Consider the following 13856-nt stretch of genomic DNA (forward strand, 5'->3'; position numbering starts at 1 on the left):
GAAACATTTCAGGAGTGTTCATGACCCGTTTAATTATCAGTATGTTTGTTCTTCTGTGCTGTCCGGTCCAGGCATTGACTGTGCACCGCCTTATTTCCGATAGTGCGGTACTACAACGTAATCACACTATTCCGGTAAAGGGAACTTCAGAAAGTGAAACGGTTTCAATCTGGCTAAACGACACACTCACCGGAAAAGCCAAGGTGACCAGCGGCCAGTGGGAAATAAACTTACCAGCCAGAGAAGCCGGAGGACCTTTCACACTGAAGATTAGAGGTGACAGCGAACTGACATTCTCCGATATATATTTCGGAGATGTATTTCTGGCTTCAGGGCAATCAAACATGGAGCTTACCATGGCCAGGGTTGAAGAAGCCTACCCTGAAGATGTCAGTCAGGCTGACTTCCCTCTCATCCGTGAATTTACAGTTCCGGATAAATATCGTTTTGATGCTGAAAACAAAAATTATGAAGCTGGCAAATGGCTCACTGCTACCCCGCAAAATATCAGACAACTTTCGGCTGTAGGTTATTACTTTGCCAACAAAATCCATAACTCTGAAAATGTGCCGGTAGGCATAATAAACGCTGCCTTAGGAGGCTCTCCCATCGAAGCCTGGATGGCCAGAGAAACGTTGGCACCTTATCCTGATGCAATAGCGGCAGGTGACTTTTTCGCAAAACAAGAAAATATTATCAGAACACAGGAACAAGAACGGGAAGCAGTTGATAACTGGTATAAGACGCTGAATGATAAGGACAAAGGCATGCAGGAAACGCCCTGGTATACACCTGAATTGGATGATAGTCAGTGGCAGTCAATTGCGATGCCGGAAGATCTAAAAGGTTATGATGAGGGATTTGCCGGGGTTTGGTGGTTAAGAAAACATGTTCATCTTGACAGCGTGCCCGACCAATCTTTTATTCTACGATTAGGTCGCATTGTTGATGCTGATGAAGCATGGGTAAACGGAGTAAAAGTTGGTAACACCACCTATCAGTATCCACCCCGACGCTACACTGTACCAGCATCGGCATTAAAAAAAGGGGACAATGTGATCACCGTCAGAGTAACCTCCAATGGTGGCGCAACAGGTTTTGTAACAGACAAACCATACTTTTTAGGCGCCTCTGAAGGTAGCAGCATTCCTCTGGACGGTGACTGGAAGTATAAAGTGTCATACCGCACAACTGAGACCCCGGCCACCACGTTTATTCGCTGGAAACCCATGGGTTTATTCAATGCGATGATAGCGCCGGCTGCAGGCTATCCGTTATCGGGAGTATTATGGTATCAGGGGGAGTCCAACGCTTCCCGTCCTTCCGGATACAGCGATAAATTAATAGCCATGATGGCTAACTGGCGTAGCCGCTGGGAGGCACCCGATCTGCCTTTCTTCATCATACAGTTGACAAATTTTATGGAACGGAAACCTGAGCCGGGCGAAAGTAGCTGGGCAGAACTTCGCGGTGAACAAGCCAAAGCAGCAGCCGACCCCGCGACCGCCCTTATTGTTACAATCGACATAGGTGAATGGAACGATATTCACCCTGTTAATAAGCGTGAAGTTGGCCACAGAGTGGCACTTGCCGCAGAAAACATGGTTTACCGGAAAAACGTGGATTTTAACGGACCAATAGTTAAATCAGTAAAATCTTCAGGTAAGCAAGTTGAGCTTACTTTCGACTCGCCACTGGACCATGAACGTTTTAACGATACCCCGGCCAGCTTTGCCATAGCCGGCGCAGATGGTAATTACAAATGGGCAAAGTCGACCCTTCAGGGTAATAAGGTAATTCTGTCCCATCCTGCAATCAGTAAACCTGAAAAAGTGCGTTATGCATGGGCCGATAATCCTGCTGTATCTGTTTATGATCTGAGCGGTTTGCCTGCAGCACCTTTCGAAATGAACGTGTCACCATAATACCTCTCAGAGACATTTCTGCGCGGGTACACCGCGCAAAAAAAACACATTGAAGTAAAAAAAAATAATACCTGTTGCATGTTGTAAAGTGAAAAGATTTACACTTCGTTAACATCATGGTCACGTAATTGGCGCTTTTACTACAGCGTGAAATCTCTATATAAACCAGATGCTGACGGGAAAAGGTTGGGCTATGTATTCATAGCCCGGGCACATCTCAACAGGACTAATGTAATGAACAAACAGCACACGTTCAGACAATCAATAGTAAATAAAGCTGTATCAGTAATACTTGGGACGGTAGTCATTTTACCGGCGACAGCACAAACGGAAGATCCGGTCGAAGTTATAGAAGTTACCGGTTTACGCTCCAGCCTGGCTGAAGCGGCTTCGATAAAAAGAAATTCTGTAGGGGTTGTAGACGCAATTTCAGCTGAAGACATTGGGAAATTCCCTGATACAAACCTTGCAGAATCCTTACAACGGATAACCGGTGTTTCCATCAGTCGTACAAACGGCGAAGGTAACGAAATCACCGTGAGGGGCTTTGGCGGTGGCAACAACATGATTACCCTGAATGGTCGTATGATGCCTGCAGCACAAACCTATGGCGGTGGTAGCGGAGCAGACGGTACGACCCGTGGAGGCAGTACCCGCGCTTTTGATTTTGCTAACCTGGCATCTGAAGGCATACGGGGCGTTGAGGTATATAAAACCAGCAAAGCAAATATCGCAACTGGTGGTATTGGCGCAACTGTGAATATCAAAACGGCACGCCCTCTTGATGCCCCCGGCTTTCGCTCCACCATAGGTGCAAAAGCAGTGCATGATACCACTAACCGTGCAGGTGATGATGTTACACCAGAGCTCTCCGGTTTAATCAGCTGGACTGATGATGACGCAAAATTTGGCGTGTCTTTAACGGGAAGTGTACAAGAACGTCATTCAGGATATGTTGGCGCAACAGTTAACGACTGGAACATCGGAACCTGGGGCGACCCTAACGATCCGGACACCCTGTTTAACAACAGCGGGGATATATATGAAAACGCACCTGAAGTGGGTCAGCTTTATGCCCGTCCCAACGATTTGCGCTATGCATTTTCGGATACAGAAAGAACGCGTACCAACGCACAGTTAACTCTGCAATATGCTGCCTCAGATAACCTTGTTGCGACCCTGGATTATCTTTATGCAGAGAATGATATACAGGAGCATCGTGGTGAAATAGGCAACTGGGTGCAAAACGGCTCCAACGTAACTGCTGTGGTATTTGATGACGGTCCCATTGCAACACCTATCTACATTGCAGAGTCTTATCCCGGCACCGTGGACGAAGGTTATGAACAACAATGGCGCGAACAAACTAATACACTCAATTCTGTAGGTATTAATCTTGAATATTTCGCCTCTGACAATCTTCTGCTGTCGCTTGATGCTCATAATTCCAAAATGGAAAGTTTGCCTACTGGTCCCAGTGACAATGCTGCATCAGGTGAGATTGCTGTTGGTATAGGTTCCCCTACTGTTACTTCCCGCGAGTGGTGGTTCGATACGGAACTGCCGACATACCGGAATGTTTACGATGATAGTGCAAGAGGAAACGGGAACGGTGTAGTTGACGCAGGAGATGTTGGTTCATCGATTTTACGCTTCAGACACGCTTCTCAGGAAACAGAAATAAGTCAATTAAAACTTGACGGTAAATGGATGTTTGACAGCGGGGAATTTGATTTTGGTGTTGAAACCAGAGCTATGGAAATGATTGCGCGGCAGACGGCCGGCGACAATATGACACTAGGCAACTGGGGCATAGCGAATCCGGGAGAATTTTCCGAAGGGCTGCTTCAACCTCTCGATGTAGCCGGTCTGTTTGATGACTTTGATACCGGGCAAAGTCAGGGTATGGGTTTTGTCGCTGATCCTGTAGCCTTAGCCCGTGAGGGGCTAGCGCTCTATCCTTCTGATGCTAATTATTTCGGTGTCAGCAATATTTTCTCAACCAACGATGTGGTTAAAGAAGATACTATGGCCGCATATTTTCAGGTTGCACTGAGCGGCGAACTGGGCAATATGCCAGTTAACTTTTTGGCCGGAGTCCGTTACGAAAAAACCGACGTCACTTCAACATCTCTGGTCACGCCACCCAGTTATCTGATTTGGGAAAATAACAACGACTTCAGTCTCTATACCGATCCTGATACAGATACAATTCCGCTGTCTGTGGACGCTGATTATGATCACGTGCTCCCCAGCTTTGACTTCGATGTTATGCTAACAGATGAGGTGAAAGCCAGATTCTCTTATAGCAAAACTATCGCCAGAGCCGGTTATGGTGATTTGCGGGTATCGCCCAGCGGTTTCGGTACATCAGGCTCGACACTTAACGGTACCAGACCCACGGCCAGTTCATCTAACCCTGCACTACTCCCTCTTGAGTCAGATAATTTTGATGTTTCAGCAGAGTGGTATTTTGAGGAAAACAGTTACGCTTCAATAGGCTTCTTCGAAAAACGTGTGGCTAACTTTATCGGGACAGGCCAGGAAGACCGCACATTTTTTGATATCCTCGACCAGACTAACGGACCGCGGGCACTGGCGGCTGCGGAAGCGCTCAGAGACCGCGGTTATGCAGTGGATGATACCTCACTTTTCGCCATGATGGTTCTGCTCGAACATCCCGAAGCATTCCCCAACGGCGCAGATGACTACACCGGTTCATCAGAACAGTTATTACAACTGGGGGAAACACCGGGATGGGATATCGTGCCTGAAGAAGGCGATCCTGAAATGGTGTTCAGAACCAGCCTGCCTCAAAATAACCGTGAAGCCAAACTTTACGGAGCAGAACTCGCTGTCCAACACTTCTTCGGAGAGTCCGGCTTCGGTTTCCAGGCGAACTATACCCTGGTTCGGGGCGACATCGGATTTGATAACAACGGAAGCCCGGATGTGTCACAGTTTGCTCTTGCCGGTCTGAGTGACACTGCTAACTTTGTTTTCATTTACGACAAAGACGGTCTGACAGCGCGGGTGGCTTATAACTGGCGCGATGAATATCTGAACCGCATAAACTATCTCGGCTCAAATAATCCCACTTACGTTGAAAGTTATGCGCAGATAGATGCTAACGTGAGTTACGCCATTAATGAACAACTCACAGTGTTTGTTGAAGGTATTAATATTACCGGAGAAAACCGTCGCGAGCATGGGCGTACTGAAAACCAGTTGTGGTATCTGGAAGATCTGGGAGCCCGCTATCAGCTAGGCGCCCGTTATAACTTCTGACAATAATAGCTAGCCGCGGCCGGAAGAGACGCCGGTTGCGGCTGTATATCTGAATAAATGGAAGTCCTGTGGCAAAACTACAATTACTCAATAACCTTAGCCATAAAGATCTTCGGGTTTTTACCCGTTACGGGGCGCAATATGGCGATAACGTTGGCTCCGTACTTACTTTTCCTGTCGAGTATGACGATCTGCACAAAGAATACCCTGTTTTACTGCGCAGACATCCCACACACGGTCTGCAATCAGTAGCATTACTCGGTTTTTCTGCACAGGAAAATCTTTTTCTGAATGAACTCTACCCTTCACCACCGTCAGCAGGCAGTTGGATGGCCCGCTATGTGCCGGCAATGATTGCAAAAGGCCCGTTTATGATTGGATATCAGCAACAGGATGGTCAATCTGAGCCGGTTATACATGTTGATATGGACCATCCCAGAATCTCACATGATGCTGGCGAAGGCACTGCTGTATTCTTACCCAAGGGTGGCCAGAGTGGTTATTTGCAAAAAATAGCTTCAACACTCCAGCGGCTGGATACAGGTCAAAAAGAAGCGGATTTATTCTACCGGGAAATGGAACACCTGAATCTACTTGTGCCCGTTAACTTTACTCTTACATTGAATTTAGGAGAGAAAATCTCCGTTGAGGGACATGAGACTATTTGCAGTGAAACCTTCGCCTCTTTACCTTCACATACACTGTCAGAACTGCACCGGAAAGGCTGGTTGAATTATATAATTTTTCTTCAGTCCTCGCTGGCAAATATGAATTGGCTCATTGAAATGAAAAATGCAATGGAGATTGTCAGGACGTGAACGAGCGACAGTGGCTTCCTGTCGAGGAGACAGCGCATTTAACCCCGACGTCAATCCCATCAGACCTGATTTTAAGACATAAACCACTGGTTATGCGTGGTTTAGTTCAGTCATGGCCCGCAGTGAAGGATTCCGGCAATGTGCCCCGTCTGATAAACAGAATCAAGCAGGCATATAATGGCAGGCCGGCAATGATATACCAGGCTCCGCCCGGCGTTTCCGGCCGGTTCGCCTACGGCCCTGATTTGACGCACTTAAACTACGAAAGTGTATACGGCAGCGTATCAACTATGCTTGATGAAATTACAGAAACGTTGAACGAGGCTAATCCACCTTCCCGCTATGTTGCTTCGAACCAGCTTCAAACCCACTTTCCCGGACTGTTATGTGAGCATTCACTAAGGTTTCCTCCGGCAATTACCCACCCGGAAGCTGCTCCGCCCTTAGCAAGTATCTGGATGGGGAATCATTCCATCGCCTGCGCCCATTTCGACGCGCTGGAAAATATTGCCTGTTGTGTAGCCGGAGAAAGGCGCTTTAATCTTTTCCCCCCTGAGCAGATTAAGCATCTTTATCCCGGTCCGCTTCATATTACCCCCGGGGGACAGCCTGTGACGCTGGTAGATATACACAACCCCGATTTACAAAAATTTCCTGAGTTTGCCCGCGCGCGGGAACATGGCTATGAAGTTACTCTCAAGCCCGGCGATGCTATCTATATCCCGTCCATGTGGTGGCATCAGGTAGAAGGTCTGCATGCTTTCAACATTATGATCAACCACTGGTGGAGTATGGCACCGGACTACCTTGCAGGAGGCATGAGCGCTCTGCTGCACAGTATACTGGCTATCAGAGATAAACCGGTTCATGAAAAGAAGGCCTGGAAAGCAATATTCGATTATTACATTTTCTCCGCCAGTGAAAGTAATGCGGACCATATTCCCGAAGAGGCAAGAGGTCCTCTCGCTACACTGGATGAGAATACAGCAAGGCAACTCAGAGCCATATTAATACGACAGTTAAATCAATAGGTTTCGCCAATGGATTCAAACACCCAATCAGAGAAAACCCGCGTTGTCATTGCCGGTGGTGGTACTGCAGGCTGGTTGACTGCCGCTGCACTTGCAAAAAAACTGGGGCCGTTAGTGGACATAACACTGGTTGAATCTTCTGATATTTCGACTATTGGGGTTGGTGAGGCGACTATCCCCCCTCTTCGCGTTTTCCACCAGTTGCTGGGAATTAATGAAGCTGAATTTATGCGGGCGACCTCCGCGACCTTTAAACTGGGCATTCAGTTCACTGATTTCGGCGATAAACAAACTGAGTATATTCACTCTTTCGGGCAAACCGGGCAATCAGGCTGGCTGGCTGAATTTTTCCATTTCTGGAGAGAGGCTCACGAAAGAGGCATACCCGGAGAATACGGAGAATACTGTCTGGAGCTGGAAGCGGCCAAAGCTAATAAATTCTTCACCTCAACGCAAAATTCTCCTCTCAACTACGCGTATCATCTTGATGCCGGAGCTTACGCTGCCTATTTAAAAAAATTAGCCGTTAACTCTGGCATCACTCATATTGTTGATAACATTGACGCGGTCAACCGTGCCCCATCTGGTGATATTTATGCGCTTTTACTCCGGCAGCAGGGGTTGTTAACGGGTGATCTCTTTATTGACTGTACAGGGTTTAAAGCGCTGCTGATTGGTGAAGCCCTTAACACCGGATATGAAGACTGGTCTCACTGGCTTTTCTGTAACCGGGCTCTGGCCGTACAAACTGAATTGGCCCCGCCATTAAAGCCCTATACAGTAGCTTCTGCTCATGAAGCAGGGTGGCGCTGGGAAATACCTTTACAACACAGAATGGGCAACGGATTCGTTTACAGCAGTCAATTCCTCACAGATCAACAGGCTGAATTGCAATTTCAGAAGACTCTGAATTCTGCCCCACTGCAAACAATTCGTCGCATAGAATTTAAAACTGGCAGACGTGACCATGCCTGGCAACACAATTGTGTTGCTATCGGGCTTTCTGCGGGGTTCGTTGAGCCCATGGAGTCCACCAGTATTCATTTAATAGTAACGGGTATAACGCGGCTTATGCAGCTGTTTCCTTACAGGGGAGATGCTACCCGCCTGCGTAATGAATATAACAACCAAACGCGGGCCGAAATAGAGAAGATACGTGATTTCATTATATTGCATTATCATGTAACTGAACGGGACGATTCTGAATTCTGGAAAATGTGTAAAAAAATGAACATTCCGGACAGTCTGGCTGAACGTATTGAATTATTTAAAGAACATGGTCATGCTTTTCAGAAAAACGGTGAGTTGTTTCGCGTTGATTCCTGGACTCAGGTAATGCTCGGACAAGGAATTTTGCCGGGCTCCTGGCATCCCGCAGCAAAAATGATGAGTAGCGGGCAACTTAGCGCAGCTATGGAAAAAGGCAAACAGGAAATTAAACAACGGGTAGCTCAGTTACCCGGGCACGAGGCATTTGTCAGTCAGTATTGTGCTTCAGTGAAGCATTAGAGCGCTTACATTCACAGTGACATTCGCAAATACAAAAAAAGCACCTAAGGTGCTTTTTTTACTATTACTTTGTAAGCCAGCTTTGGTTGGCCATTCCGGTCAAATAGTAACGGATAATCGACCCGTCCACGGACAGGCCAGTTATTTCGCCAGGATTCATCATCAGACGTTCCCCAAAGCGTCACCCTGTCAATATGCGCAGCATATTTCACAAACAATGAGAAAAGACCTTCATAGACATCAGCTAATCTCTTCTGCTCTGACTCTGGCAATCCGTTTCTGTAGGGGTCGTACAATGGATCAGCCACATACCGTTGATTTACGTCTGCACCATCAAAAGATTCCTCCGGGACGGGTAACACTGACACGTCCAGTTCTGTCAGAGAAACCTTAGTTCCCGCACTTATAAGAGTCCTGATGCTCTCTTCAACAGCGCTCAGCTCCGGATAAAATAATGAGTAGTGGCCCTGCATCCCCACTGCGGAAATATCGATTCCGGCATCGGTGAGCTGGTGTATCAGCCTGACTGCACCAGCCACTTTTTCGGGCTTATATAAATTAAAATCGTTATAGTACAACTGAGCATCAGGATCTGCTTCCCTGGCAAAACGAAAAGCCTGAATCAGGTAGTCATCGCCAATAATTCTTCTCCAGGGCGTATCACGTAAACTTCCATCGTCGTTTAACGCCTCATTCACCACATCCCATCCCAGTACTCTCCCTTTATAGCGACCTGCAATGGTATAAATGTGTTCTTTCATGCGCTCCAGTAAATGCTTTCTGCTGATCTCAGCGCCTTTTTCATCTTTAAAAACCCACTCTGGTGTTTGCTGATGCCAGATTAACGTATGGCCAATGACTGAAGCACCGCATCTGTCTGCCAGCTCGAACAGCTTATCTGCCAGGCTGAAATCGAATTCCCCGTCACGGGGCTGCAAGGACTGCCACTTCATAGCATTTTCTGCAGTGAAGGCATTGAATTCCTTACAAACCGGTGTATCTGTAGCGGGTAACGCTTTACTCAAAGTATCGTTACTGATGGCTGTGCCTGTGAGAAATTGATCATGGTAGGCTTCAGCCAGTTCTCGTGCACAAACTGACGGACTCGCGGTAATCACTCCGCATAACATTACCAATATGACTTTCGCTTTTTCCAAAATGTTGTCCGCCTTAATTGATGTTGATACTTGCCTGCGCGATGCGTGTTCCATCGACATAGCCCGGCTGACCATCACCGGCGAATATATTTAATTTTCCCTTATAAGCGACCCTGCTACCTTTATCGTTTATGTATGTCAGCTCTGAGGCTGGTACGGTTAATGATACGGATGCTTTGGTCTGATTTTCCAAAAATGTGCGGGTGAATCCTTTTAAGCTTATCCGTGGAGTACCTGCAGGCGCATCCGGCATCTGCACATACAACTGTGTCACCTGCTCTGCATCGTACGGTCCCATATTTTGCAGACTGACTGTAATTTCCAAATCACTTCCGGAATTCAAATTCGCAGGGGTTTTCAAGTCACTGTATCGGATCTCACTATAGCCCAGTCCATGCCCGAACGGGTATAAGACCTCGCCTTCGAAGTAGCGATAGGTCCGGTTAGCCATTGAATAATCATCAAACTCTGCAAATCCATCGAGATTTTTATAGAAAGTCACCGGTAATCTGCCTGACGGATTTACTTCGCCCCACAAAATTTTGGCAAGCGCTGTACCAGTTGCTTCACCCGGATAAAATGCCTGGATAATCGCATCAGCGTGTTCATCTTCCCAGTTTAAGGCCATCGCACTGCCACTAAAATTAACAACCACTACCGGCTTTCCGATTTTATGTATAGCTTTAATTAACGCCTGCTGCTCCGCCGGCAAATCAATCCGAGAGCGATCGCCATAGTTGAAGCCGTCCAGCTTAACCGGCATCTCTTCGCCTTCAATACGGGGAGATATACCTACCGCCATCACAATTACATCTGCCTGTTGAGCAACGCTTTCAGACTCAGCCAACAAATCGGTGGAAACGTTCACCCAGCGCATTTGCCAGTCGCGTAAATGACTATAAGCCGTATTCGCTATAGTGTTCACAGAAAATATATGCCGGATTTCCAGGTCGTAAGACACGCCCGCCTCCAGTTCAACACTTCCGTCTATACGGCGTCTTTCGATGGATATCTCACCGGCGCCGTCAAAGCGATATTCTCCGGATTTCTCCGGGATCAGAACTGCTTTCAACACCATGCCATAGTCTTCAGCTATTTTGTTGGTCACAGGAGAATGGGTTTTGCGAAACGAAAGAGAGTCTAATACTTCACTACTAACGGGCCCGCCGGACATGTCGACAGGGAAATGCGGACGGGAAAAGTCAGACATTTTACCCTGCGTAACTTCGAAATATTCAGCGTGAGCACCGGGTACTAATCGTCCATCTTTGTCGTTATGATATAAAACAGTGTTATCCAGAACCTGCCAGTGCCCGTATACGTCAGCAATTAATGCGCTGCCCGCTGAATAGGCCACATTATCCACGCCGGCATAATTTCTGATCCCCTCCAGAGCAGTCACCGGGTTTACCGGTAATCCGTTATAGTTCCCCACCAATACATCAGGATTGTCTGCATTAGGGCCAATAACTGCGACTTTAAGTCCCTTTTTCAGAGGCAGAATCCCGTTGTTTTTGAGCATTACCAGAGATTTCTCAGCAGCTTGTATGGCTTTTGAAAGATGAGACTCTGAACCAACAGATTCAGAAGATATTGATGCAAAGGGCACATCTTCATCGGGATCAAACATGCCGAGTTTAAAGCGGGTTTTAAATAGCCTGCTTACCGCCTGGTCTATTAACGACTCATCAATAAAACCTTTCTGTACCGCAAAGATGAGGTTAGCAAAACTGCTTAACCGGCCAGTGCCGCAATTCAAATCGGTTCCGCTGGATACTGCCCAGGCAGCTGCAGCTGCAGGAGATGCTGTGACGTTGTGTGCCTTAGGATCGTAAAAATCAGCTATAGCACCGCAGTCTGACATTACATGACCATCGAATCCGTATTTACCTCTCAGAATTTCTTTCAGAAGCATATCGGAACCACAAGCAGGCGCATCATTTACACGATTGTAAGCGCACATAACTGCTTCTACATTTGCTTCTGTAACAGCCTTTTCAAAAGCTGGCAGGTAAGTCTCGTAAAGGTCTTTATCTGAAACAACATAATTGTCAGAATGGCGGGAAATCTCAGGGCCGTTGTGAACAGCAAAGTGTTTAGCTGTTGCTGCAGTTTTTAAATACTTATCATCATTGCCTTGCAGACCGGTGATAAAAGAAACGCCAAGTTCTCCTGTAAGATAGGGATCTTCGCCGTAGGTCTCCTGACCTCTACCCCACCGCGGATCGCGAAAAATATTTATATTCGGGGACCAGTAAGTCAGACCGGTGTAACGGTAACTAAGTCCGTCCTGTTTAAATTCGTGGTGCTTCGCTCTACCTTCGTCAGAAATCACCGTAGCGACCTGATTCAAAAACGCCCTGTCCCACATCGCCGCCAACCCGATTGCCTGTGGAAACACTGTCGCTTCTCCGGCTCTGGCAACACCATGTAACGCTTCATTCCAATAGTCATACGCCGGTACTCCCAGCCGCGTGATGGCGGGGGCATCGTTGTACATCTGTGCAACTTTTTCCTCCAGCGTCATACTTTCTACCAGTGCATTAACCCGGCTATCAAGTGGAAGTGCCGTATTCAGATAATCCGGCTGATTGTGACCCGTTGACTCAGCACGCACAACTTGCTGAGAGTGAACTTTAGTGCAGGATGCCAATGTTAAGGCAAGGGGAATTATTGCCAGTGCAAATCGCTTTTTAAAAGAACTGACAGCAGGTTTGACGTCTTCCATGTAACTCATGATTATCTCACATTTGTAAACAATGAGAACACGATACCCCAACACTATTCGTGAACAAGCGGGCCACTTCAAAACGTAAATAAGATGTAAAAAAACGCCATCAGAACACAAATAAAATTGAGATGAAGTCCCGCTGAAGGATTTCTACCAGTTCCACAACGTGCCATCCTCCAAACGATTCACAGGCAGCATTGCCCGCTTATAGGGATATTTTTTCGCAAGCGATTCATCAATATCCACACCATGACCCGCTGACTCTCCGGGAGTGAAAAAACCCCTTTCAAATTTATAATCGAAAGAGAATACTGACTCCATCTCTCGCGTATATGGCATATGCTCCTGAATACCAAAATTTGGTACCCAGTAATCAAAATGCAGTGCCGCGCCCATACACACAGGCGACAAATCCGTTGCCCCATGAAACCCTGTTTTAACGTGATACAGACTCGCAAAGTCGGCTAATCTTCGCATTTGAGTAATGCCACCCGCATGCACCAGCGTCGAACGGATATAATCGATATATTGCTCTTGTATTAAAGAGCGGCAATCGTGAATGGAATTAAATACCTCTCCTACTGCCAGAGGTGTAGTCGTATGTTCACGAATTAAGCGAAAGCTCTCCTGATTTTCTGCAACAACTGCATCTTCCATCCAGAACAGATGGTACGGTTCCAGTTCCTTACCAAGCCGCGCCGCTTCAATAGGCGTTAAGCGGTGATGTACATCATGTAACAAGTGAATGTCGTCGCCATACTGGCTGCGGACGGCGTCGAAAAGTTTAGGCATAAAGTTCAGATACTTATGCGTACTCCATACACTTTCTGATGGAAGGTCAGCGTCTGCCGGTTCATATTTTCTGCCATCTTTGGCAACACCGTAAGTACTTGCCAGACCCGGGATCCCTGACTGCACCCGTACTGCCTGATACCCTGCGTCAATGGCTTTACCAACGGCATCCAGGGTCGACTCGATACATACGCCGTCAGCATGGGTATAAGTCATGATCCTGTCGCGACTACGCCCGCCCAATAATTGATAGAGAGGCAGGTTGGCTATTTTTGCCTTAATGTCCCATAACGCAATGTCGACGGCAGCAAGGGCAGTCATTCCCACGGGGCCACGCCGCCAGTAAGCGCCGCGATACAAAAACTGCCAGATATCTTCTATACGTTGCGGATCTTTTCCGATAAGAGTAGGAATAATATGATCTTCAAGATAGCTGACTACGGACAATTCTCTACCGTTAAGTGTTGCGTCTCCGACGCCATACACCCCCTCATCAGTCATCACTTTCAACGTTACAAAATTGCGGCCGGGCGAACACACAATGACCTTAGCGTCGATAATTTTCATCGACTGACTCCTTAAAAAAATAATATACAGTGAACATT

The 13856-nt window shown here is 47.1% G+C and carries 8 protein-coding genes; 5 read left to right on the forward strand and 3 right to left on the reverse strand.

The window, feature by feature from the left end; all coding sequences use genetic code 11:
• Positions 1-20 precede the first annotated feature (20 nt).
• From AC4PME_RS00810 to AC4PME_RS00830, 5 genes are all read left to right on the forward strand, one after another.
• Complete coding sequence (locus AC4PME_RS00810) at positions 21-1925, forward strand: sialate O-acetylesterase (RefSeq protein WP_491044520.1); 1905 nt, start codon at positions 21-23, stop codon at positions 1923-1925.
• 234 nt (positions 1926-2159) lie between these two features.
• Positions 2160-5213, forward strand: a complete 3054-nt coding sequence (locus AC4PME_RS00815; RefSeq protein WP_490710287.1) for a TonB-dependent receptor — start codon at positions 2160-2162, stop codon at positions 5211-5213.
• 68 nt (positions 5214-5281) lie between these two features.
• Positions 5282-6031, forward strand: coding sequence for a SapC family protein (locus tag AC4PME_RS00820; protein ID WP_491044519.1), 750 nt, complete (start codon positions 5282-5284; stop codon positions 6029-6031).
• Entirely contained in the window at positions 6028-7062 is a 1035-nt protein-coding gene (locus AC4PME_RS00825; protein ID WP_491044518.1) for a cupin-like domain-containing protein, read from the forward strand. The genes AC4PME_RS00820 and AC4PME_RS00825 overlap by 4 nt, the downstream gene beginning before the upstream one ends.
• A 9-nt stretch (positions 7063-7071) precedes the next feature.
• Positions 7072-8571: a tryptophan halogenase family protein gene (locus AC4PME_RS00830; protein ID WP_491044517.1), complete on the forward strand. Its 1500-nt coding sequence runs from the start codon at positions 7072-7074 to the stop codon at positions 8569-8571.
• A gap of 44 nt (positions 8572-8615) precedes the next feature.
• On the opposite strand, the gene AC4PME_RS00835 is transcribed toward AC4PME_RS00830, so the two are convergent.
• From AC4PME_RS00835 to manD, 3 genes are all read right to left on the reverse strand, one after another.
• Positions 8616-9728 carry an endo-1,4-beta-xylanase gene (locus tag AC4PME_RS00835; protein ID WP_491044516.1) on the reverse strand — a complete coding sequence of 371 codons (1113 nt, stop codon included), beginning with the start codon at positions 9726-9728 and terminating at the stop codon, positions 8616-8618.
• A gap of 13 nt (positions 9729-9741) precedes the next feature.
• Entirely contained in the window at positions 9742-12465 is a 2724-nt protein-coding gene (locus tag AC4PME_RS00840) for a glycoside hydrolase family 3 C-terminal domain-containing protein (protein WP_491044515.1), read from the reverse strand.
• A 144-nt stretch (positions 12466-12609) separates the two neighbouring features.
• The gene (gene manD / locus AC4PME_RS00845; protein ID WP_491044514.1) at positions 12610-13818 is read right to left on the reverse strand and encodes a D-mannonate dehydratase ManD; all 1209 of its coding nucleotides are present in this window, start codon (positions 13816-13818) and stop codon (positions 12610-12612) included.
• Positions 13819-13856: the final 38 nt, after the last annotated feature.

Source organism: Alteromonas sp., from assembly GCF_984505615.1.

Coding starts and splice junctions, on each gene's coding strand:
- AC4PME_RS00830 (WP_491044517.1), top strand. CDS start 7,072: ATGGATTCAAACACCCAATCAGAGAAAACCCGCGTTGTCATTGCCGGT.
- AC4PME_RS00810 (WP_491044520.1), top strand. CDS start 21: ATGACCCGTTTAATTATCAGTATGTTTGTTCTTCTGTGCTGTCCGGTC.
- AC4PME_RS00815 (WP_490710287.1), top strand. CDS start 2,160: ATGAACAAACAGCACACGTTCAGACAATCAATAGTAAATAAAGCTGTA.
- manD (WP_491044514.1), bottom strand. CDS start 13,818: ATGAAAATTATCGACGCTAAGGTCATTGTGTGTTCGCCCGGCCGCAAT.
- AC4PME_RS00840 (WP_491044515.1), bottom strand. CDS start 12,465: ATGAGTTACATGGAAGACGTCAAACCTGCTGTCAGTTCTTTTAAAAAG.